Genomic DNA, 22,482 nt, shown 5'->3' on the forward strand with positions numbered 1-22,482 from the left:
CGCAAGTTATGGTAACTGCTCATGGGAGTTTTACGGAGATCCCACCAGAATTTTCTCTAGACACAATAACAAAGATGAGTACTTCCCTCGAGGGGACACAGCTCAATTTTCCTGACAATAGGAGACGAATCTGAGGAACGCGCTCGAAGAACTAAGCAGCTAGGGGGCAACTACAGTTCGTTTAGTCTCCTTCGATGGTTCAGCGTCCTTACAGGTACAGTGCCTGACCCTGGGGGCTTTAGTGGGTCAGGCAATTTTTTTGGCTAATTCCGGGTTCGCCTACCCAGGATGAAGGTTTTGGCTACGCGCCAATCGACCTCAATGGCCTACAGAATTTTCTCCATCCCGTAAACTAACGTTTTCAATTCAATCACCTTGCGGGCACACAGCAGAACTCCCGGCATATAGCAAGCCCGATCGGTAGTGTCGTGGCGTAGGGTATAGATTTGACCCGGTGCCCCAAAAATTACTTCCTGATGGGCAATAAAGCCCGGTAGACGCACACTGTGAATGCGAATATTCTCTTCTGCGAGGGCTCCTCGGGCTCCCTGGAGTTTTTCCGTCTCAGTGACCTTGGCAGGATTGTAGGTCTTGCCCATTTCCGCCAGAAGTTGAGCCGTTTGCACCGCCGTACCACTGGGGGCGTCGGCCTTTTGGTTATGGTGCAGTTCGATAATTTCAACATGATCAAAATATTTCGAGGCTTGCAGGGCAGCCTGTTGCATCAAGATGACACCGATCGAAAAGTTGGGAGCCAAAATACAACCTGTGCTGGCTTTGTCAGCAAACTCGGCTAGCTCCTGAATTTGATCCAGCGTCAACCCCGTCGTTCCCACTACGGGTCGCACCCCGTAGGCGATCGCCGTGCGAATGTTGTTATACACCGCCTCCGGGTGGGTAACATCCACCACCACACCCAATTGTTTTTCCTGGGAAAGCATGGCCATCATCGGCTCATAGTCCCGTGTAATGGGCACTTCTAAGGGGTCTAACCCCACAACTTCACCGATGTCTTGCCCTTCCCATTTGGGATTGTGGGCGATCGCGCCAAAGAGTTGTAAATCAGGCGCACTGGCGATCGCTTTAACAATTTCACGCCCCATTTTGCCGGTGGCACCATTGACCACAACAGGAATCGGCTGGCTCATGATGGGTTCCCTCGGGTAAATCCTACAAACGGTAAATCATTCGGGCTTTGGCCCAAAGGCTATTATTTCACCGTGGGCACCCTCTAAAGTAATTCTGATGTCCAGCGCTCAACCTTCCATGGAATGTACAGGAACGGAGTTAAAGACTTCGGGGCGTGTTTGACAAATCTGCCGAACAAATTGGTTGAGCCAACGACGGGCGTCTTGGCTGTGTTGGGGAGGAGCTGGTTTTTCTGGGTTGAGAAGGGCAGACATTAACGGTAGAACTTCCGTATCCAGGGCTTCTCGAAACAGCGCAGCCGGTAAGAGCAGATCGGAGCTATCCCGTAGGTCTTGTACCAGTTCCAGCAGGAACAAATTTGGAACAGGACGGGCGATCGCGATCGGTCTAGCCCAGCACAATCCACGACTAGGAACCATTTGTACAACTTCTCCAAACACGAATTCTGCATCTTGTTCAATACAGACAATTTGATTTGGGGAGAAATGGGGAACCGTGGTCATAGAGATATAGTATTGATTCGATCATTCTCATTCCATTGTAGAAATTCAATCGAAGCAATGACTAGCGTGTCCTGTTGTCAAAAATCTCCGCTGAAATGAGGAGAAAGCTGGCAGACTCAGGACAGAAATGTTATAACAATACAGGTTTCATATCGTCGAACCTTAGATAGGCTCTAGTCTGTCAAAAGCCTTCCCCTCTAACGAGATTTTGGGTAGCGTAATCGCAAAAATCTCTGAAAAGATGTAAAAGCAAGCTTTAGCAAATTTATTGAGGTTGTCACAGTGGCTGTCGAGACTATTGAACAACGTTCAACGTCCCGTCAATTAGCACCCAAGTATCGTGTGCTACTCTACAACGATCCAGTCAATACGATGGAGTACGTTGTGCAAACTTTGATACACACCGTTCCGAGCTTGACCCAACCCCAAGCGGTCAGCATTATGATGGAAGCCCATACGAATGGACAGGCACTCGTCATTACCTGTGCCCTTGAACCGGCTGAATTCTACAGTGAGATGCTGAAGCAGCACGGACTGGAAAGCACGATCGAGCCCGACGCCTAAATGAGCCAGATAGCTACATATTCAGATAGCTACAGATGAAGGCTAACCGCAGTTGATGAGTTGTTGTTGAGTTCTGGACATGAATGATTTCTGGACGATCGAGCGATTATCCAGAAATCATTCAGCGAAGTCTTGTGAGTTGAAATAGAGTTAAGCGGGGCTGAGTTGAGCTTTGCCCCGATTTCTCGTGGAAAGCGAAGTGAGGAACATAGGCACATGGTACGGCCAGCAAGTTTGCAACCCCTTAAACGTTTGGCGAAATTTCCTGCGCCTTTGCGGATCGTCTGCTTTCTCCTGATTTTGCTGCTGTTCTGGGTTCCGATCGCGGGGCCGATCGCGGCACTCGTCGAAGACCAAAATCTAGAATCTCTGCTGACGATGCCGATTTTGTATCTGGAATTTCTCGCCCTCATACAAGTCTGGAATCGATTACTCTACAACGAATCGCAACCCTTGCATCGCTATGGTTTACGCCCTTTCGTTGGCAATAGCCGCAATCTTTTAGCGGGATTATGTCTGGGATGGGCAATAGTATTTGGATTATTTCTGCTGGAAGGCGAGCTGGGGTGGGTGCAGTGGCTACCCATGGCTGCAACGTTGCCTCGGATTATTGGAGAAGCGTTATTGATCTCAGTCCTGTTAGCCTTTGCTGAAGAATTACTCTTTCGGGGGTGGTTATTTAACGAACTAGAGCGGGATTATTCACCCAGTATCGCAACTGTGGTCAGTAGCTTGATTTTTGCGATCGCCCATTTTATCCGCCCCTTGTCAGAGCTGATTGCCGCTTGGCTCACCTTTCCGGCTTTGTTGATTTTAGGGCTGTCTTTAGCTTGGGCAAAACGAGCCACTGGCGGACAAATTGGTCTACCGATCGGCCTCCATGGAGGATTAGTCGGAGGTTACTACATTCTGAATGTAGGCAAGCTAATCCATCCAGTGGCAACGGTACCCACTTGGCTGACCGGAATGAATGGCAATCCGCTAGCAAGTTTTCCAGGCGTGATGACCCTGGGGTTGATGGCGATCGGGCTCCGGAAGTTGATGCAAGTCCGCGAGCGATCGGCCAAAATTTTGAAAGGGTAATTTTTTAGCCACCAAACAACTCCACCCCCGTAGGAATGGAGTTGTTAGAACTTGAATTTTTTCCTTAAGGAAGATAGAGCAGTCGCATTAACGAGTCAATGCGGGTTCTTTTTTCACTACAGCGATCGGTGCAGTTAATGCCTCTTCTAACGGAGCACGCCCCACCCGTTCCTCTAGAACCTGCATGACTTCCCGGCCAAAATCATTGGGATTGCGTTTCCAGGCTTGCAAACACACTTCCCCAAAAAACGCACCCAGGGGTTCTGGATTCCACAGCAGCTTACGGGCATTCCAGGGCATCTGATTCATGGGATCGTAGCTGCGATCGACGATGTTATTTTCAAAGGCGTAATCTTCCAGATGCGTGTGGGGTTGCAGCCCAATAAAGAAGATGGCAGGCTCCACTTTATCCGCCCCAAAGACTTCTTCTAAGGCCCGGTGGTAGGCGATCGTCTGCCGCACCGTTTCAAAGGTTTCATCAATCACATTAAAGGAATAGTTGACTGAAACAAGATCGTTGAACCCCGCAGCTTTGAGATCACGACAGTTCTGCAACACCGTGCGCAGGTTATAGCCCATGCGCATCTTGCGCACCAACTCTTGGGATCCGCTAGTAATGCCGATCTCAAAATAGTTCATGCCTGTCTGAACCATCAAATCTGCCAGTTCTGGATCCAAGTTATCTGCTCGAATGTAAGCTGCCCAATGGATGTCGGTCATACCCGCAGCAATAATTTTCCGCAGCAACTCCTTAGCATCGTCCATAAAACGCCGCGCCGGAATGAACTGCGCATCGGTAAACCAGAAGTTGCGAATGCCCCGATCGTAGAGCTGCTGCATTTCCCGCACCACTTCATCGGCGGGATTAATCCGCACCTGCTTGCCCTCAATCACGGTGTAAACGCAATAGCAGCAATTATGGGGACAGCCCCGTTTGGTTTGCACGCCCACATAGAAGTCATCGGACTGGAAATAATATTCAAACTCCGTCCAAATTTTTTCAATGTAGTCGTAATTGCAGGCCGTTTTCTCGATCGCGGCGGGTTGCTCATGGATCAGACGCTGGCGGGGCTGTTCCATTCCTGCGATATAACACCGTTCCTGGGCAATGCTTTCCTTACGAATCAGTTTTTCCAGCAGCGCTTCACCTTCACCTACGGAAATAATGGTGCCCTTGGGAAGCTTATTGCCCAATTGCTCATAGAACACACTAACTGCGCCGCCGCCAACCACCGTCGTGACATCGGGCACATACTGTTGAGCCCGTTTGATCCCGCGCTTAATTAGAGTCTGGTTGCGCCACAGCTCCCCGTAGTAGGAGGTCAGCATCCGCAGGCCCCCGATCGCGCCCCGCAGTTTGAGAAGTGGGTTCAGGGAATAGTAAAACTCAAAGGCATTTTGTAAGGGATTGCCTCCCCGCCCGCCCACGGGTGCGTAGATTTGGATATCTCGCCAGGAAAAGACAAGGAGATTCGGCTGGAACTGGTCGATCGCTGATTCCATGGCGCTGACGTAGTCCAGAGGTGGCACCGTCCCCAGATCAAAGATTTTCTGTTCGATCCCAGGAAAAAGCTTATGGACGTGGTCGGCCAAATAGACAACCCCAATGGGGAAAATGGGGTTACAGGGCAGCCGGACGTAGAGAATTCGAGCATCCATAGGAAATCCACAGGGCAAATTCAGGCGTGGGAATTGTGGGGATCAGTTCACTCCACAACAAATCTGAAATGAACTTTCACATAACTTTACGATACCACCGGAACCTTGTCCCTGGTTGGATTTTCCAAGAATTTGCCAAGGTTCTCTAAACCCAGGACATTTGAGGCTCCACTTACCCTCCCTCGGCACGCCTCAAGCACTCGTCTCAAGCACCAGAGGGGATCAGACAATTGGCCCCAGCATTCCAACACGTTTCTCATAATTATTATTTTGCTATGAATAATTAATACAAATAAAAGATGGTAGTTGTCTTGACAGTTCCCTGGGATCGTGGGGTGTTAGTGTTCAAAGTGAGTTCAGTTTCGTTATCCTCACATCTGGGATGTCATCCTTAGGGCACTATGGCACAAATTTTTGATCCACTACCGTCTGAGACGTCTGCTCGATTAGTCTGTTGCTATCTCAATGCAACCAGTCAGATTCAAGTTGTCCGAATTACCAACATTCCAAAGTGGTACTTTGAGCGTGTGGTTTTTCCAGGTCAGCGTTTAATGTTTGAGGCTTTACCGGAAGCCCTGCTGGAGATCCATACGGGGATGATGGCAAGTGCAATTTTATCGGATACGATCCCTTGCCATAAGCTTTGTGTGCAGGCAGCTCCCATGGTGCAAGTTATGCCTGAACAGGTGATTGAAGAACGGAATGAAGGACTTGTTCGGGCAAATGCCGCGATCGCGTCCTAGCCATCCTACCGAAGCACATCTGGAGATCACCAACACATCTGGAGATCACCAACCAGGTAAGTCCGTTAAGCAGACGAGTCCAAAGCAGACTCTTCATCGCTCAATAAGAGGCAAAGTTTAGAACGACTGAGTTTGACTATTGCATTGTTTGACTATTCCGTTTAGTAATCAGTTTTGCGCAGCGGAGAAAGTGACTAGCAACTTTCTCCGCTTTTTTCTTTGTTTGGGTCAATTTTTGGCAGGCTTGGCTCCTAGCTGGGGATAAACCTACGGCCTGTTTGTTTGCACCTCACCCTTCCACCAGCGATCGTCTTGAATGAGGGTATGTACAGTCCACTCCTCAGCAGTCTCCGGAAAATCTAAGCAGTAGTGGCCGCCACGACTTTCGGTCCGAAAATAGGCGCTGCGTAGAATCAAATGAGCGATCGTCAATAGATTTTGGAGTTCGCCCCACTGCCTCAATGCGCCTTCCCCTTGTTCCTGATCTGCTAGAAACAAGGTTTGCCCAGGATGAATCTGGCGAAGCGATCGACTCACTTCCAGGTCAGAAAATTCTGTTTGCCACTGCTGAATCTGAGTTAATGCGGTTTCTAAATAGGAATGCTCCCGACAAATTCCTGCACTTTGCCAAACTAGCCTGGGTAGTTCCAGTCGAATTTTTTGGATCCAATCCATTTCAGTAGGCGAAATGGGTGAGAGGACGATCGGCACAGGGACATCCTCTGGATGAGTAACGTTTTCTCCAGAAATGTCAGGCGGAAACTCTGGAGCAGCCACAGAAGACTTAGCAACAGGGAGACTTCCAGGATCAAGCTGAGCCAATTGCGCCCCAAATACAATACATTCCAACAGTGAGTTACTGGCCAGCCGATTTGCCCCATGGACCCCAGTGCTCGCCGTTTCACCCACGGCATAGAGTCCGGGAATGGAAGTGCGATTCATCGTATCTGCAAGGATACCGCCCATCCAATAATGCGCTGCTGGAGCCACTGGAATGGGATCCTTCAGAATATTAATTCCCCACTGTTGGCAGACTTGAATGATGTTCGGAAACCGATGGTGGATGCGATCGGGGGGAATGGGCCGTAAATCGAGCCAGACGTGGGCACTGGCGGGATCCGTCTCAGTTTTTTGCAGATGGCTGAAGATTGCCCGACTAACCACATCTCGGGGCGCTAATTCTCCTGCAGGATGGTAATCAAAGGTAAAGCGGCGGCCCGTTTTATCAATTAAATGGGCTCCTTCTCCTCGGACAGCTTCGCTGATTAAAAAGCGGGGGGCTCCGGGTTGCGTCAGGGCAGTGGGGTGAAATTGGAAAAATTCTAAATCGCGCAGAAGGGCACCCGCTCGATGGGCGATCGCTACACCATCCCCCGTACTGACCTTGGGGTTAGTCGTCTGGGCAAAGACCTGACCACCGCCACCCGTTGCCAGCACAACAGCTTTGGCTGCGATCCACTGAATTTGATTCTGATAAACCAAACAAACTCCGTGACATCGGCCCCCTTCCATCCACAGTTCCAGGACACAAGCTGGGGAAAACACCTGAACGTTGTCACGAGCCAGAACATGATTTGCCAAGGTACTCACCACTGCGCGGCCTGTGGTATCCGCAGCGTGGAGCACTCGGCGTCGGGAATGGGCCGCTTCTAAGGTTAGGGCGAGTTGATCGTCTTGGCGATCGAAGGCCACCCCGAGATCGACTAAATCATGGATACAGTCTGAAGCGTGTTCCACAAGAAACTTGACCGCATCGTAGTCGCACAGCCCGACCCCAGCTTTCAAGGTATCGGCAATGTGAAGCTCAGTAGAATCTTCCGAAGAGACAACGGCAGCAATGCCCCCTTGAGCCCAGTCACTGGCCGATCGAGACAGTTTGTCTTTACTGATCAAGCCAACTTGTAAATGTTTTGGTAAGCACAAGGCACTGTATAGTCCTGCGGCCCCCGCACCCACCACCAAAACATCAAATTGCCTATCCACCCTGTGCCCATCCACGATCGGTCTCTCCTCGGTCGATTCGGTCATTGAGAAACAGTGTTGAGAAACGTGTTGAGAAATCGCTTAGTAATAAAAAACTCTCTGCAACACGAGCAGGTCGAGCACGGTGCAGAGAGCAATCAAAAGTTCAGTTTGATCCGTGATACAGAACTGGATGACGCCTTCTCTGGAATTGTTGGTGTTGAATCCTGGGAATTAGCTGCGAGTGCCTGAGCCTACCCGATTCAACCCAATTGAATCTTCCAGCACAAATTAGCGGTAAATCCCATTGTTGATACGATCGCCACCTTCCACAAGGGCAGAATCCGGATCCGTAACCGTAAACTTATCCAGGTACCCTTCAAGAACAGACTTCTGTTCAGAGGTCAGACCAGGAATGTTTAAGACATCATTGACTTGAGAATAGGGCGCATTTTTGACAATGATACCCGCCAGTTTGGGGTACATCCCTGGTAAATCACGGAAATAACGAACGTTGGTGTTATTCAAATCCAACTTCTTACCAAACTCTGTGGCCAATTTATCCGACATAGCATTCCGGAGCTCACCCGCTTCCGCAGCTAGGACAGGCGTAGATTGCATCCAGAAACCGCCACCGCCACCCCAACTAGCCGCCATTGCGCTTGGGACATTACCTAGCCATCCTAGACAGCCCACGATGATGCTGAGAACGGATAGCCACCGAACAATACGCTTCATGAATTTAACCCTCCCACTCGAATCGAGCAGACTCTCTACACAGCTTTATTAGAGACTATCATTTCTCTGTTACGGTGTCGTTATCAAGTAGGGGAGAGTTCTCAGGATTCTTAACAATTGTTAGAACGGTTAGGGAAAAGAACCGTTAAGAATGCGGAGTAGCAGCCTGTCGAAGCAAAAACTCATTGACTTTTTGAAAGGACGCAGCATAGGCATTGGTCGGTTCATCGTAGCCCTTCAGATTGACCGTATGTTGCTTGAAAGGATCGCAGGCAATCAGCAGCGGCACCATGTATTGATAGGTGGTTTCACCGATCGCCACATCGCGCCCAATCTGTTTCGTAATCGTTTCTAAGCGAAAGGCTGCATTGACGGTATCTCCTAGGGCTGTATAGTCTGGTCGATCTCCAGAACCTGTATTGCCGACCATAGCATAGCCTGTGTTAATCCCTGCTCCAATCCGCAACGGGAAGGGGACAGGATAGATTTGGGAGAGTTCATTCGTCATTTGGTGCAGTTCGTCCACAGATTGCACCACCGAGAGCATTTCCTGGGGACTCACCTCTTGGGTTCCATGGATCCAAACTGCCATGACAGCATCTCCAATATATTTATCCACCCAGCTACCATGGTTGCGGATGATATCCCCCGCTCGTCGGAACCATTGACCAATCATTTCCGACAAGACTCCTTCATCCAGTTGTCGGGTTAACACCGTGTAATCCCGAATATCAATCACCAGTACAGAAATCAGGCGACGCACATGCAAGGTTGCGGTAGCCGTAAATTCACGGGATTCGTCATCCTGTTCCAAATGGTGGGTAGGACAGTAAAACTCCAGCTCTGTTTGCCCAAAAGTTAAATGATCTCCATTGCGAAGCGTAACCGGAACACTGACTCGACGACCATTGACAAAGGATCCATTACGACTACCTAAATCAATCAGGTAGATTTCACCATTTTCCATACTTTGCAGCATGGCATGGTTACGAGAAATCCACCGATCGCCCAGAACAAAGTCATTTTCATCCCCTCGTCCGATCGTCCAGCAAGTTCCTTCATTCAACAGCCATCGCTGACTACCCGAGTCAGTGCGCAAAAGTAGATGTGGAGCGGGTTGAACAGTAACCACAGGTGTGTGCCAAATAAGCCTTACAAAAAATCCTCACATCTGAGATTCCTTTGCATTGGAAAATCAAAGATGCGAGCAAACCTGGGAATTTTAAAAAATTCGTATCAATCCCAGAGTATTACAGGAATCCCGAATTACTTTAGGAATCCCAAATAATTACAGGAATTCCAGGTTGAATCAAGCAACCCGGTCAATTTCAAAGACTCAACAGGAAAACCACCAGTGTGAGGATCAGGCAAACCTTAAATAGAGCAACCCGAAGAAAGCTGAACTCGAAGACAGCGCAACGAGACAGCTCACTGGTTTTAAAGGAGTTGCTTTCAAGCAGTCACTCAAAATCACTTCTTTGAGTGAGTTGCAACGTGAACCTCAAAGATTGTCATCAACGGGAACGACCACAGCAAGTGAAAACATTCAATGCAGACACTTGATATTCCTAACTTAATCTGATGATCCTGCCTTACGCAAGTAAAGCAGCAACCCAAAATAGACCATCTACCAAAATTGTACTGAGAACAGCTCCGCCAAAAGCTAACCAATGGAGAGAGGGACTGCGAATAGTTCCTAGACCAATGGCCAGAAGTAGTGCCCCTAATAAAATGATCCACAACTGCCCCCAGGGCGTATTCATCTGGGTGAGTGCAACGTGAAAGATTGGCTCAACATTACTGGGTTCTTGCATCAGCTGTCGCCAAGCAGGAATCAGATCCACTGCGTAAAAGTATAAATCTGTAACGGCAGTTCCCAAAAGCGATCCAAGGTAGAAAAGGTTACCGATTTTGCACCACCCTCGGGCAAGTCCCCACAGGGCGATCGGCAGCGCGATCGCTTCAACAGGTAAATGTAAGGTCGGTTCCCAGCGTAACCAACCCCAATACAGGGAACCCGCCAGCCAAGTCCAAGTAAACCCTGTCAGGAGTTCACCCCAAACCCGCGTTCTGGATTGTTGCGAGAGGTAAATACTTAGCCATGCCCAGACGATCGTGCTAATTAGGCTGACCGCAGGCAACGATCGAACGAGGGGGGCTTGGAAAAAAACGGGGACTGAAATTAAAAAGACTGAACCTGCAATCACCCTCCAACGCTGAGATAATGAGAACTGAAACAAAGGAGCACTGATTGAAGATTCAGTTGCTCGGACAATGGTTTGGGGATCGCGAGGGTAAGTAATCAACGGAATTCTGAAAAGCTGATTAATTTAGTTTACCTTACTTAACAGTACCACACTCTTCTCAATAGCCTGTAGTTTACGCACACATCGCTTCATCATCGCTTCATCTAGGTGGCTGTCCCATTGTTGAAGAGTGCAATGTTTAAGAATGTAACGATCGCCCTAGCGAAATGATCCTATATTCAATCAGCCTGGTTCAATCAGCCTGCTTGTCCCTTCATCACTTGTTGCGGATTGTCGCTTTCCAATGGCGTATTGATGAAGGGGAGGTTAACGAAATTGCTAAATCAACTTTGCGACTGAAATTTTGCAACTGAAATGCTGTCCGATCGTCATCTCAGCGACATTTCTCAGTTACACAGATTTTGTCACAATACAACAGCTAAGTAAAAATCAACATTTATGATTGGGATGCCCTTTGCAGAGATTGAGCCAATGCTATTGGCGGAGGCAGGAGTGACGCCGTTTGTTCAAGCCTTCCAGGGCATTGTCTTGGGAATTGTGCAAGGGATCACAGAATTTTTGCCCATTAGTAGCACGGCCCATCTGATCATTTTCCGGGACTTGCTGGGCTGGGAAGCGGTCAGTTGCACCGAAGCATTGGCCAGCATTCCACCGGACTGCATCCCCAAACCCGGTTGGAGTAAGGCAGCGATCGACGCCATCCAATTTGGCAGCGTGGTTGCGGTTTTGATTTACTTCTGGAAGGATTTTGATTTCTTAGTGCGGGGGGCGTGGCAGGCTTTTCAGCAAAAGGATTGGCGACGGGAAGAATGGAGAATTCTCCTGGGCATCGCGATCGGAACCGTGCCCGCTCTACTGGGGGGATTGGTGCTGAAGATGTCAAAGGTCGAACTGGAAAGCCCAATGATAATTGCCATCATGTCGATCGTCATGTCGCTGTTACTAGGACTAGCGGAAAAAATCGGCAGTCGTAAACGGCGATTTAGCCAACTGAAAACCAAGGACGGCATTCTCGTAGGCTTAGGGCAAATGGTTGCGCTGTTACCCGGAGCATCCCGATCGGGGTCTACGCTCACCACTGCATTATTCCTAGGACTGGAGCGGCAAACGGCAGCACGTTTTTCCTTCCTCCTCGGTTTTCCAACGTTGGCGATCGCGACCTTGGTGCAGACTAAAGATGTGGTAAAAGAATCGGCCATGGCCTTTCCTTTGCTGGTGGGAATTATTTCGACGTTTATTTTTTCGTACCTCTCGATCGCTTGGTTGCTCAAGTTCTTACAAAAACAAAGCACCTGGGTCTTTGTCTGGTACCGCCTCGCCTTTGCCGTCTTTCTATTTGCATCCATTGGACTGGGGTGGCTTAAGGGATAGACTGAAGGACGAACCCATCTTTCAAGTCAGCAGCCGTTATTGCCATGAGTGAGTCTACGATCCATCCTGCAATTATTAGTCAGGTCTTGCCCGAGTCGATCGCAGCGGAAATTGGCTTTGAGGCAGGGGATGCGATCGTGGCGATTAACGGCCAGAAACCCCGCGATTTGATTGATTACCAATTTTTCTGCGCGGATGAATATCTTGAATTGGAAGTGCTCGATCGTAAAGGCCGCGCCCACACGATCGAAATTGAAAAGGACTATGACGAAGATCTCGGGTTGGAGTTTGAAACCGCTCTGTTTGACGCACTGATTCAATGCACTAACCGCTGTCCTTTTTGCTTTATCGATCAGCAGCCTCCGGGCAAGCGAGAAACCCTGTACCACAAGGATGACGACTACCGTTTGAGCTTTCTCTACGGTAGTTATCTGACGCTGACAAATTTGCCCCAACGGGAATGGGATCGGATTGCGGCAATGCGCTTGTCGCCGCTGTATGTGTCCGTCCATGCCACAGAACCGGAGGTTCGATCGCGGCTCCTGAAAAATCCACGGGCAGGGTTACTGTTGGAGCAGTTGGCTTGGTTTGAGCAAAACGAGTTACAAATCCATGCCCAAGTGGTTCTCTGTCCTGGGATTAACGACGGTGAACACTTGACACGCACCCTCACGGATTTAGCCAAATTTCACCGGGGCGACTTTCCCGCAGTCCTCTCCGCTGCCGTTGTCCCCGTAGGCTTGACGCGCTTTCGGCCCGACCAGGATGAGTTGATTCCCGTATCGCCAGAAAAAGCCCAGGAAGTGATCCACCAGGTTCAAGCCTTACAGCAGCAGTTCAAGAAAGAATTGGGTTCGACCTTTGCTTGGTTGGCCGATGAGTGGTTTTTGATTGCGGGGATGGAAGTACCGGCAGAAAAGCATTATGAGGACTATCCCCAGATTGGCAATGGTGTGGGGTCGATTCGCTTATTCCTCAAGGATTTTGAAAAACAGGCACGCAAACTGCCAGCCCAGATCGATCGGCCTCGGCGCTTAACCTGGATCGTGGGCAATGCCGTGGAACTCGCGTTTCAGCCAATTTTGCAACGGTTGAATCAAGTGGAGAACCTAGAAGTAACCCTAGCGGCACTGAATAGCCACTATTGGGGACAGAGCATTACCGTGACAGGACTCTTGACGGGACAGGATATCGTGGAGCGGCTACGGGGACAAAACTTCGGGGATGGGATTCTTTTACCCTCTTTAATGCTGAAATTGCATTCCACCCTTTTCTTGGATGATATGACTGTGGAGCAGGTGGCCAAACAGTTGCAGACCCGGATTTGGATTGTGGATGGAGCCGATGGTTTGGTGCAAACCTGTGCCGATTTGGATCTGGAACAGGCGATCGAGGGTGGAGTTTCAGCACCAGCAGCCCCCGCCGGAGTTGGGTAAATTGCAGGCTTTCAACATGACTGAACGTTAAATAGCTTGACAGCCTTGTAATAAACCACGCCGCAACCAGTACCCGATCGTAGAGTGAAATGCAGATTTAGGTGATCGCTCAGGAGCACTTCTATGGGACAACGGTTTCAACGGCGACGGTTTCTGCAACTGGTAGGCTGGACGATTGCAGGTGCAGGATTAACGGCCTTTGGCATTCCGCCCCGGCCTGCTTCCCAACCGCGATCGTTCCCACCCAGCCCAGCCCCCGATCTCCAACCCGTCCGATCTAACCCGCGATCGAACACGGGATCCAATAAGACAATTTCGATCGGCCTGCTTCACTCCCTTAGTGGCAGGATGGCGATCGCGGAGAAAAGCACCTTGGATGCCGAATTACTAGCCATTGAAGAAATTAATAAAACAGGCGGCATTTTAGGCCGAGAAATTGAACCGATTCTTGAGGATGGGGCTTCAGATTGGGTTCAGTTTGCAGAAAAAGCCCAAAAACTAATTCGCCAAGACCGAGTGCTGACTATTTTTGGCTGTTGGACTTCCGCTAGCCGTAAATCAGTATTGCCAGCATTTGAAACTGAAAATTCTATGCTCTGGTATCCCGTCTATTACGAAGGACAGGAATGTTCTAAAAATCTCTTCTACACGGGAGCCGTTCCTAACCAGCAGGTGGAACCGAGTGTCGATTGGATGCTCAAAACCTTTCCAGGACAAACCTGTTTTCTTGTCGGGTCGGACTATGTCTATCCTCGGGTGATCAATACAGTTCTCAAAACTGTAATTTTGGCGAAAAAAGGGACTTATATCGGAGAGGAATATTTACCGTTAGGTGATGCCAATGTGGATCTGATCATTCACAGAATTCGTCAGGCGATGCCAAAGGGGGGCGTCATTTTGAATTCTCTGAATGGCGATTCTAATATTGCACTTTTCACAGCCCTCAAACAGCAGGGCATGACGCCAAAGCGCTATCCTGTCCTGTCGTTCACTATTAGCGAAGAGGAAGTCGCAGCGATCGGCTCAGAATATCTCATGGGCCATTACGCAGCCTGGAACTATTTCCAAACCCTGAATAGCGAAGCCAACCAGAAATTTGTCAAAGCCTTCCATGGCAAATACGGATCCGATCGCCGTTTGAATGATCCCATAGCCTCGGCCTACACAGCGGTTTATCTCTGGAAACAGGCCGTCGAAAAAGCGGGAACAACGAAGGATTTAGAAGCCATTCGACGGGCCACCATTGGCCAGACAATGGTATCTCCCATGGGACGTGTCACCATCCACCGCAACCACCATCTCTCTAAGCCGTTTTACATTGGTAAAGTGCGATCGGATGGCTTATTCAACATTGTCTACGGATCTACAGGGCCGATCGCGCCTGTTCCCTGGAGTCAAGCAATTGCTGCGACCAAAGGGTACGCTTGTGACTGGACAGATCCCAAAAAAGGAGGCAAATTCAAAACAAAAAAGGACACTCATAATGAGATGTCCTAGGATTTTCAGAAAAAACGGTAGTTTGGCACTAAACGACGCCAAAAGCTAGGCAACGCCAAAAACTTGATCGATTAACTTAGTGACCTTAGAACCAGAGTCGATCGATTCCAAAGGATCCTTCCGGAGACGATGCCGCAGACACAGAGGCGCAATCCGCCGAATATCATCCACCGTCACTTCCGTCCGACTTTCGTAGGCAGCCAGTGCTTTCGCAGCGCGGTTCGTCACAATGTCGCCCCGCAGTCCGTCTACATCCAATTCGGCACAGAGCTGAGAAATCTTGACCCGCAGTTCATGGTCGATCGAAACCCCTTTCAAACGCTCTTGAGCTTCCACAATCCGCCGCTGTAACTCATCCTGCTTCGCTTGGTATTGCACCAAAAACTGGGCAGAGTTGGCGTCAAATTCGGTGCGCTGTTCCACAATTTGCACTCGCAGTTCCGGATCCTTGACTGTACGAATTTCAGCATGCATCCCAAAGCGATCGAGCAATTGGGGCCGCAATTCTCCTTCTTCTGGGTTACCGGAACCCACTAAGACAAAGCGGGCTGGGTGTCGGATGGAAATGCCTTCCCGCTCTACAGTGTTCCAACCGGAGGCAGCTGAATCCAGCAACACATCCACCAAGTGGTCATCCAGCAGGTTGACTTCATCCACGTAGAGAATACCGCGATTTGCCTTGGCCAGCAGACCTGGTTCAAAGGCTTTGACCCCTTCTGAAAGCGCTTTTTCAATATCGATCGTGCCACAAACTCGATCTTCCGTTGCCCCCAAGGGCAGATCCACCATTTGGACTTTTTTCTTGGCCAGGGCTACGGATTCACCGCGATCGATCCGTTGGCGAATTTCATCGCTCATCAGTTCTAAATCACTGGGGTGGCTATTAAACGGATCCTCTGCTACCACCTCAATTTCCGGCAGCAAATCCGCCAAGGCACGAATCGTCGTCGATTTTCCCGTACCGCGATCGCCCATAATCATTACCCCACCAATTTTGGGGTCAATGATATTGAGGATCAGCGCCAATTTCATTTCCTCCTGACCAACGATGGCGGTGAAGGGAAACACGGCACGACGACGGGTTTGGGTTGGGGCTTCAGGAGTAAATACCACAGGATTTTCTCTAGTACAGGAGTTAAAGGTCGTTTATTTTGCGTTCCCTATTCTCTCACATTGCTGGAACGGGCGGGGCTGTCCTGATTGAGGTAGGGACGATCGCCCCTACCCTGCAAAAATAACGCTGGGATAACTGGCCTTATCACCGCCCAGACGTTAGCCGAGATTGCGACTTATACCTTGGTTCAAGACTGACGCCTTGGCTATAATTAATACCCTCGGTAAAACTAATACCCTCGGTAAAACTCGCCTCGGTTAGACCTTAAATTTCTCCGTAATCCGCTTCATGGCCTCTTCCACATTGGCACGGCTGTTGAAGGCAGAAATGCGGAAATAGCCCTCGCCCGCAGCCCCAAAGCCCGAACCCGGTGTTCCGACAACGTTGCAGGTTTGCAGCAACTTATCAAAGAAGTCCCAGCTAGATAGACCATTCGGGGTCTTCACCCATACGTAGGGCGCATTCTCACCGCCGTAGACTTGGATCCCAGCGGCAGTCAGTTGCTCACGGATAATGCGGGCATTTTCCATGTAGAAGCTAATCAGAGCCTGGGTTTGCGCCCGTCCCTCCGGGGAGTACACGGCTTCGGCTCCGCGCTGCACAATGTAGGAAACGCCGTTGAATTTTGTGGATTGGCGACGGTTCCACAGCCCCCAGAGTTCGATCGTTTGACCATCTTTGGTCTGACCTTTCAAGCTCTTTGGCACGACGGTGAAGGCACAACGGGTTCCCGTAAAGCCTGCATTTTTGGAGAACGATCGAAACTCGATCGCGCAGTCCCGCGCCCCGTCAATTTCAAAAATGGAGTGGGGCAGGGACGGATCTTGAATAAACGCTTCATAGGCCGCATCAAAGAGAATGATCGACCCATGGGTACGGGCATAGTTGACCCAAGCTTGTAAATGCTCTTTGGTCGCAGTAGCCCCAGTGGGATTATTGGGGAAACAGAGGTAAATCAGATCCACCTTATAGTCAGGAATCTCTGCGGTGAAACCGTTATCCGCCGAGATGGGCAAATAGACCAGTCCACCATACTCGCCCTTTTCGTTGACTTCGCCCGTGTGACCCGCCATCACATTGGTATCCACGTAGACGGGATAAACCGGATCTGTGACGGCAATACTGTTATCGTCGCCAAAAATGTCAAGAATATTGCCACAATCACATTTCGAGCCGTCGGAGATAAAGATTTCTGAGGCGTCAATCTCACAACCTCGGGACTGGAAGTCCTGCTGGGCAATTTTCTCTCGTAACCATTCGTAGCCCTGTTCCGGGCCGTATCCCTTAAAGGAGCCCCGATCGCCCATATCTTCAATGGCCTTGACCATGGCATCGCGGCAGGCTTGGGGCAGGGGTTCGGTAACGTCGCCAATGCCAAGACGGATAATTTTGGCATCCGGGTTAGCCTCGGCAAAGGCATTGACCCGACGGGCAATTTCAGGGAATAGATAACCCGCTTTTAACTTAAGGTAATTGTCGTTAATTCTAGCCATTGGGGTACGCTACAGATGTCACTAGGACAGTGTAGCGCCAAGACTTCCCCGAAATAACAGTCGATCGAACCTAAGCGGACAATCTTGGAGCGGGCCGATCGTGAACACAGGCTAGTCAATCCTAGAACTGAGTAGAGAATTCTGAATCAGCAAGTATGATCTGAGTTTTCTGTAGAGATTTATCCCGAGCGGAGATTGATCCCGAGTTACAAATTCTGCCCCCCAGCAAGCCAATCACCAAGCGGGCACTGGGGTATAGCCTGTAACCCAAGGTATCTGACAAACGCAATCAGGTTAGAAACTAGGTATCAACTTGATGCGTCCTGCGTCCAGCTCTTCCATTAAGAGTTCTAGAGCTTCATAATCCACGTCTGAGACATACCCCAGTCGAGAAAGTTCTAAGTTGATAGCATTCTCGATATAAGGAGTTAAACACTTGGTATAGAGGGCCTCTTCTACGAGTCGCCGAATCGTCATAGTTCGCACCTTCAACGCCTACTTCCAAATCATCGGATGATAGGCTGCAAGACTGCGTGATCCGGGGTGATCTCGATCGTGATTCTTATCACCTAGAAAAATCATCACTGCCCCATCCAATCACCCGAGACTGTAAATTGGCTTAATACTGTGGCTTAATACTGTGGCTTGATACTGTGCCTACTCCTAATAAGGCAAGGTGACTTAATCCCAACGACAACTATTAATTTATGAAAAATGCTTTTGGGAAAAAGTGGTTAAAAACCCGGTATTTTTCTGGAATTTACTTTGCTCGACTTTTCCACCGATTCTTGATTCACTGAGTGAATTGATTCATTAATGGATTGCATTTATCAGTTGCTTTGAGGAACAAGTTGACTAAATTTTAGACTTGTCAAGGCTAACCTGATACCGCTCGCGATCAAGATGTTAAGTAAGCTGTTGAATAGAGTTTTGTAGCACTCCAGTCAAACATCCTTTCAACCTTTATTCTTCTAACCCATCCGTTAAAAGAAGTAAAATTCATCACTAATTGAGTGATGAATTTTACAGTTTTTGCTTTTAACAATAAAGGGATAAATCGATGAATTTAGGAAGGCTCTCCACCTTACTTATTAGGGGATGACTTAAGGCTAGGGGTGAATTAAGTGTTTTTTAATACAGTTCTCTGAAATATCACTTACTGAAATTTCAAGATTGCAAACTATCCAATAAAGATTTGGACAAATCCCCTTCTGTAACTGGCCTTCTACCAGACACTGAAGTTATCGTCGATAGCATCCTCAGATTTAAGTTCTCCAAGCAATCTAGCCAGAGGTTTCATTATGCAGAGCGTGCTCACCCGTCCCCAAGGAGCTGTAATTCGTCCCCAAGGACCTGTGATTGCAGCCACCGCATCAGAACTCCATGGTCAATTGACCCAAGCGGTTCTCTCTAATCATTGTGATGCTTTGGTTGTGGATATGAGTCAAGTTGACTCTCTCGATAGCGCAGGCTTGATGGCGCTTGTATCTACACTCCACTTGGCCCAAAAAGCAAACAAACGGTTTACCCTTTGCTCATTGCCTGCACCCATCCGAATTATTTTTGAATTGTCCCAGTTGGATCGGGCCTTTGAAATTGTTGAGCACCCCTCAACCTTTGAGGCAATGGCTGCCTAACGTGCCGCTTTAGAGTTGAGCATAGTCAACGCAAAATGCGTACCAGACTGAGCGCCTAGAATCCTTTGCAGTTTGAACGTAGTTTGAACGCAGCTATCTTAGCAAGGGACTAGGCGCTCCCAATTTTCTCAACCTTACCAACTCTGTTTCTGTCTGGGCGCTTTACTGTAAGTTGATGGATACGTTCTGATCTCCCCCTTCTCAGACTTCTCTCCATCTTCTAGGCAGCCTAGGGTCATGGCCCTATCCCAAAATCCTCGTATACTGAAAACTTGACTAGATCAGAATTCTTGTACTGGGAAAGGTTTTGCTGTGGCTGTTGCCGTTGAAAGTTTGCTGACCCCTGAAATTTTGCGCCCTGCCCGCTACCTGGGCAATGAAGTTGGCGCAGTTCATAAGCCTTGGGATACTGCGATCGTCCGTTGGTCCCTGACCTATCCTGAGGTCTATGAGGTGGGAGCATCCAACCTCGGCCACATTATTCTCTATAGCATTATCAACGCCCAGCCGCGTCAATTGTGCGATCGAGCCTACTTACCCGCACTGGATCTAGCCGAGAAGTTGCGCCAAACCCAGACCCCTTTGTTCGCGGTGGAGTCTCGACGATCACTGACTGAGTTTGACATTTTGGGATTCAGTTTGTCCTATGAATTGGGGGCAACAAATATTCTGGAAATGTTAGATCTGGCAGGTATCCCCCTCACTTGGCAGGAACGGAATGGCACCGACCATCCCCTGATTTTTGCTGGGGGACAAACAGCAACCTCAAATCCAGAACCCTACGCCGAGTTCTTTGATTTCATCGTTCTAGGGGATGGAGAGGAATTACTACCGGAAATTGGGCTGGTTTTGGAAGAAGGTAAGCAGGCTGGCCTTAGTCGGGAAAAATTACTGTTGGATCTAGCTCAAGTGCCTGGTGTCTATGTCCCCCAGTTCTATGACATGGCTCCAGATGGCTCGGTCACACCCAACCGATCGGACGTACCCCAGAAAATCCTGCGTCGTGTCGCTGTTCCCATTCCTGCCTATTCCATCGGTCTAGTTCCCTACATGGAGACGGTTCACGATCGACTAACGGTCGAAATTCGCCGAGGCTGTACCCGAGGCTGTCGCTTTTGCCAACCCGGAATGCTAACCCGTCCAGCGCGAGACGTGGCCCCGGAGGCTGTCATTGAAGCAATCGAAGAAGGCATGCGGGCAACAGGCTATAACGAATTTTCCCTGCTCTCCCTAAGTTGCTCCGACTACCTTGCCCTGCCAGCGGTGGGCATGGAAATTAAAAATCGACTCAAGGACGAAAATATTTCCCTATCACTACCCAGTCAGCGGGTCGATCGGTTTGATGAAAATATTGCCAATATCCTAGGTGGCAATCGGCCCATGAGCCTTACCTTTGCCCCAGAAGCAGGCACCCAACGGCTACGAGACATTATTAATAAAGGACTAACCAATGAGGAACTGCTGCGCGGAGTCAAAACCGCGTGGCAACAGGGCTGGGACAAGGTCAAGCTCTACTTTATGATTGGTCTACCGGGGGAAACCGATGCTGATGTCCTGGGAATTGTAGAGACCCTGGACTGGCTGCGCCGGGAATGTTCTGCCCGAGGACGGCGACGGCTGGACTTCAATGTCACCATTTCCAACTTCACCCCCAAACCCCATACGCCCTTTCAGTGGCACTCCGTTTCCACCACGGAATTTACCCGTAAACAGGAGTTACTCCGATCGGCCTTCCGAGAACTACGGGGCATTAAGGCAAACTTCACCGATGTCCGCATTTCCGCCATGGAAGACTTCGTGGGACGGGGTGATCGCCGCTTATCTGCCGTTGTGCGACGGGCTTGGGAACTGGGGGCCGGCATGGATGCTTGGTGGGAAAGCTTGGATAAAGCCTTTGGAGCTTGGACCCAGGCGATCGCGGAAGCCGGACTGGACTGGAAATATCGCCAAGTCGAAGACGGGGAATGGAACATCTTTGCCGCCGATGAAGATATTGGCGGCTACCGTCTGCCCGATTGTCATAAGCCCCTCCCCTGGGATCACTTAGATACAGGCATTGATAAACAATGGCTACACGACGACCTCAAACGGGCCCTAGAAGCCGCCGTTGTTCCCGATTGTTCCTTTGAGGGGTGTTCCCACTGTGGGGTATGCAGTGTGGACTTTGGCCATAACGTGGTTGTTTCTCCCCCGGCAATTCCTCAGTTCGAAGGACACTTCAAGCCCAATCAAGAGCGAGTGCAACGGCTGCGGGTCTGGTATGGCAAGCAGGGGGATATGGCCTTAGTTAGTCATTTAGATTTATTAAGATTATTCGATCGGATTGTGCGGCGAGCCAGTTTGCCAATTTCCTTTACGGGAGGTTTTCACCCCAGTCCTCGAATTATGCCCGCCAATGCGCTATCCCTAGGGCATACCAGCTCCGGGGAAATTGTTGATTTTGAATTGGCTCAGTCGATCGAGGTTGAAGACTTTCGCCAGCGCCTCGTGGCGCAGTTACCGACTGATCTTCCCGTCTACCGAGTCGAAGCGGTGGATTTGACCCAACCTTCCGCAACAGCCTTACTGGAACGGGCGGAATATCAAATTCAAGTGGAACTTGCAACCCAGTCTGAAAAGCCAGAAAAGCAAGATGACGCCCAACCAAAGGAAGTCATCCCTCAACCTGAACGCATTCCTCAACCAGAGGATTGGGCCAACTGGGTACAACAGGTACTCGCTCAGTCTGAATGCTGGATCGATCGCACAACCAAGTCTGGGAAGGTGATTCCCACAAACCTCCGCGATCGGCTGTTTGAATTAGAGCTCGTTTCAGCGAATGGAACAGGAGCCACACTGCGCTATCTGGGCAGTTGCAAGAACGATGGCACCATGCTGCGTCCCCACGAAATGGGGATTTTGCTAGAACGGGTGATAGCGCAGCCCCTAAGGTTAACTCGGATTCATCGAGTGCAATTAGAATTGGCTGAAGCGGTTCCTGAAGCACCTCGTTGAAATTCCTGAAGCAGTTAGCTGGGATCAGTATGACGGATAGGGTGGTATGCCCTTTTTCAGTTTGTGTCAAGATTTTTAAGGATGGTGCGTGGCAGAATGATCCCGACAAGCTATAATGCTTTGCAATAGAGATTGTTGTGGACGGATCGTCCCTGTTAGGTGCTGCTGGATGTGATTTTGTCACCAAGAACAATCTCCGATAAGCTTAGGTTTTTTACACCTTCTATAGAAATGCGCCGATCCAACTCGTGAGGTTGAAGTTGGTTGATTTC

Annotated in this window: 17 protein-coding genes; 8 read left to right on the forward strand and 9 right to left on the reverse strand. The window is 49.5% G+C overall.

The genetic code is table 11. The annotated features are described in order from the left end of the window. Window positions 1-326: 326 nt before the first annotated feature. Both dapB and ACN4EG_RS03710 read right to left on the reverse strand, forming a co-directional pair. Window positions 327-1,148: a 4-hydroxy-tetrahydrodipicolinate reductase gene (dapB, locus tag ACN4EG_RS03705; RefSeq protein ID WP_431627837.1), complete on the reverse strand. Its 822-nt coding sequence runs from the start codon at window positions 1,146-1,148 to the stop codon at window positions 327-329. 108 nt (window positions 1,149-1,256) lie between these two features. Continuing rightward, entirely contained in the window at window positions 1,257-1,652 is a 396-nt protein-coding gene (locus ACN4EG_RS03710) for a hypothetical protein (RefSeq protein ID WP_431627838.1), read from the reverse strand. 282 nt (window positions 1,653-1,934) lie between these two features. Here ACN4EG_RS03710 and clpS point away from each other — a divergent pair, with 282 nt between their 5' ends. Further along, window positions 1,935-2,216 (forward strand): ATP-dependent Clp protease adapter ClpS, encoded by a 282-nt coding sequence (clpS, locus tag ACN4EG_RS03715; RefSeq protein ID WP_431627839.1) that lies wholly within the window; start codon window positions 1,935-1,937, stop codon window positions 2,214-2,216. Between the two features lie 216 nt (window positions 2,217-2,432). Continuing rightward, on the forward strand, window positions 2,433-3,299 hold the full coding sequence (locus ACN4EG_RS03720; RefSeq protein WP_431627840.1) for a CPBP family intramembrane glutamic endopeptidase: 867 nt from the start codon (window positions 2,433-2,435) through the stop codon (window positions 3,297-3,299). Window positions 3,300-3,386: 87 nt separating this feature from the next. Here the strand turns inward: ACN4EG_RS03720 and ACN4EG_RS03725 are convergent, their stop codons facing one another. Continuing rightward, window positions 3,387-4,958: a photosystem II high light acclimation radical SAM protein gene (locus tag ACN4EG_RS03725; RefSeq protein WP_431627841.1), complete on the reverse strand. Its 1,572-nt coding sequence runs from the start codon at window positions 4,956-4,958 to the stop codon at window positions 3,387-3,389. 401 nt (window positions 4,959-5,359) lie between these two features. Here ACN4EG_RS03725 and ACN4EG_RS03730 point away from each other — a divergent pair, with 401 nt between their 5' ends. After that, a complete protein-coding gene (locus tag ACN4EG_RS03730) occupies window positions 5,360-5,701 on the forward strand; it encodes a DUF1830 domain-containing protein (RefSeq protein WP_431627842.1) in 342 nt (113 codons plus the stop codon). 267 nt (window positions 5,702-5,968) lie between these two features. On the opposite strand, the gene nadB is transcribed toward ACN4EG_RS03730, so the two are convergent. The 4 genes from nadB to ACN4EG_RS03750 all read right to left on the reverse strand — a co-directional run bounded on the left by nadB (window position 5,969) and on the right by ACN4EG_RS03750 (window position 10,608). Next, window positions 5,969-7,729, reverse strand: coding sequence for an L-aspartate oxidase (gene nadB / locus ACN4EG_RS03735; protein ID WP_431627843.1), 1,761 nt, complete (start codon window positions 7,727-7,729; stop codon window positions 5,969-5,971). 225 nt (window positions 7,730-7,954) lie between these two features. Continuing rightward, window positions 7,955-8,401 carry a photosystem II complex extrinsic protein PsbU gene (gene psbU, locus ACN4EG_RS03740; protein ID WP_431627844.1) on the reverse strand — a complete coding sequence of 149 codons (447 nt, stop codon included), beginning with the start codon at window positions 8,399-8,401 and terminating at the stop codon, window positions 7,955-7,957. A 145-nt stretch (window positions 8,402-8,546) separates the two neighbouring features. Next, the gene (locus tag ACN4EG_RS03745) at window positions 8,547-9,533 is read right to left on the reverse strand and encodes an adenylate/guanylate cyclase domain-containing protein (protein ID WP_431627845.1); all 987 of its coding nucleotides are present in this window, start codon (window positions 9,531-9,533) and stop codon (window positions 8,547-8,549) included. 460 nt (window positions 9,534-9,993) lie between these two features. After that, window positions 9,994-10,608 carry a DUF3120 domain-containing protein gene (locus tag ACN4EG_RS03750; RefSeq protein ID WP_431627846.1) on the reverse strand — a complete coding sequence of 205 codons (615 nt, stop codon included), beginning with the start codon at window positions 10,606-10,608 and terminating at the stop codon, window positions 9,994-9,996. 507 nt (window positions 10,609-11,115) lie between these two features. Between ACN4EG_RS03750 and ACN4EG_RS03755 the strand changes: the two genes are divergently transcribed. The 3 genes from ACN4EG_RS03755 (at window position 11,116) to urtA (ending at window position 14,972) form a co-directional block, all read left to right on the forward strand. Further along, window positions 11,116-12,039, forward strand: a complete 924-nt coding sequence (locus ACN4EG_RS03755; RefSeq protein WP_431627847.1) for an undecaprenyl-diphosphate phosphatase — start codon at window positions 11,116-11,118, stop codon at window positions 12,037-12,039. Between the two features lie 44 nt (window positions 12,040-12,083). Then, window positions 12,084-13,475: a TIGR03279 family radical SAM protein gene (locus ACN4EG_RS03760; RefSeq protein WP_431627848.1), complete on the forward strand. Its 1,392-nt coding sequence runs from the start codon at window positions 12,084-12,086 to the stop codon at window positions 13,473-13,475. A 123-nt stretch (window positions 13,476-13,598) separates the two neighbouring features. Beyond that, the gene (gene urtA / locus ACN4EG_RS03765) at window positions 13,599-14,972 is read left to right on the forward strand and encodes an urea ABC transporter substrate-binding protein (protein WP_431627849.1); all 1,374 of its coding nucleotides are present in this window, start codon (window positions 13,599-13,601) and stop codon (window positions 14,970-14,972) included. Window positions 14,973-15,017: 45 nt separating this feature from the next. Here the strand turns inward: urtA and bchI are convergent, their stop codons facing one another. Both bchI and ACN4EG_RS03775 read right to left on the reverse strand, forming a co-directional pair. Next, window positions 15,018-16,085 carry a magnesium chelatase ATPase subunit I gene (gene bchI, locus ACN4EG_RS03770; RefSeq protein ID WP_431627850.1) on the reverse strand — a complete coding sequence of 356 codons (1,068 nt, stop codon included), beginning with the start codon at window positions 16,083-16,085 and terminating at the stop codon, window positions 15,018-15,020. Between the two features lie 258 nt (window positions 16,086-16,343). Then, the gene (locus ACN4EG_RS03775) at window positions 16,344-17,579 is read right to left on the reverse strand and encodes an LL-diaminopimelate aminotransferase (protein WP_431627851.1); all 1,236 of its coding nucleotides are present in this window, start codon (window positions 17,577-17,579) and stop codon (window positions 16,344-16,346) included. A gap of 1,301 nt (window positions 17,580-18,880) precedes the next feature. Here ACN4EG_RS03775 and ACN4EG_RS03780 point away from each other — a divergent pair. Further along, window positions 18,881-19,216, forward strand: a complete 336-nt coding sequence (locus ACN4EG_RS03780; protein ID WP_431627852.1) for an STAS domain-containing protein — start codon at window positions 18,881-18,883, stop codon at window positions 19,214-19,216. A 312-nt stretch (window positions 19,217-19,528) separates the two neighbouring features. Beyond that, window positions 19,529-22,210, forward strand: coding sequence for a TIGR03960 family B12-binding radical SAM protein (locus tag ACN4EG_RS03785; RefSeq protein ID WP_431627853.1), 2,682 nt, complete (start codon window positions 19,529-19,531; stop codon window positions 22,208-22,210). Window positions 22,211-22,482: the final 272 nt, after the last annotated feature.

The sequence above is a fragment of the Alkalinema pantanalense CENA528 genome (genome assembly GCF_050753345.1).
Classification (GTDB): domain Bacteria; phylum Cyanobacteriota; class Cyanobacteriia; order Leptolyngbyales; family Leptolyngbyaceae; genus Alkalinema; species Alkalinema pantanalense.

Coding starts and splice junctions, on each gene's coding strand:
- ACN4EG_RS03775 (WP_431627851.1), bottom strand. CDS start 17,579: ATGGCTAGAATTAACGACAATTACCTTAAGTTAAAAGCGGGTTATCTA.
- ACN4EG_RS03760 (WP_431627848.1), top strand. CDS start 12,084: ATGAGTGAGTCTACGATCCATCCTGCAATTATTAGTCAGGTCTTGCCC.
- urtA (WP_431627849.1), top strand. CDS start 13,599: ATGGGACAACGGTTTCAACGGCGACGGTTTCTGCAACTGGTAGGCTGG.
- ACN4EG_RS03780 (WP_431627852.1), top strand. CDS start 18,881: ATGCAGAGCGTGCTCACCCGTCCCCAAGGAGCTGTAATTCGTCCCCAA.
- ACN4EG_RS03725 (WP_431627841.1), bottom strand. CDS start 4,958: ATGGATGCTCGAATTCTCTACGTCCGGCTGCCCTGTAACCCCATTTTC.
- psbU (WP_431627844.1), bottom strand. CDS start 8,401: ATGAAGCGTATTGTTCGGTGGCTATCCGTTCTCAGCATCATCGTGGGC.
- ACN4EG_RS03730 (WP_431627842.1), top strand. CDS start 5,360: ATGGCACAAATTTTTGATCCACTACCGTCTGAGACGTCTGCTCGATTA.
- ACN4EG_RS03720 (WP_431627840.1), top strand. CDS start 2,433: ATGGTACGGCCAGCAAGTTTGCAACCCCTTAAACGTTTGGCGAAATTT.
- nadB (WP_431627843.1), bottom strand. CDS start 7,729: ATGACCGAATCGACCGAGGAGAGACCGATCGTGGATGGGCACAGGGTG.
- dapB (WP_431627837.1), bottom strand. CDS start 1,148: ATGAGCCAGCCGATTCCTGTTGTGGTCAATGGTGCCACCGGCAAAATG.
- ACN4EG_RS03710 (WP_431627838.1), bottom strand. CDS start 1,652: ATGACCACGGTTCCCCATTTCTCCCCAAATCAAATTGTCTGTATTGAA.
- ACN4EG_RS03755 (WP_431627847.1), top strand. CDS start 11,116: ATGCCCTTTGCAGAGATTGAGCCAATGCTATTGGCGGAGGCAGGAGTG.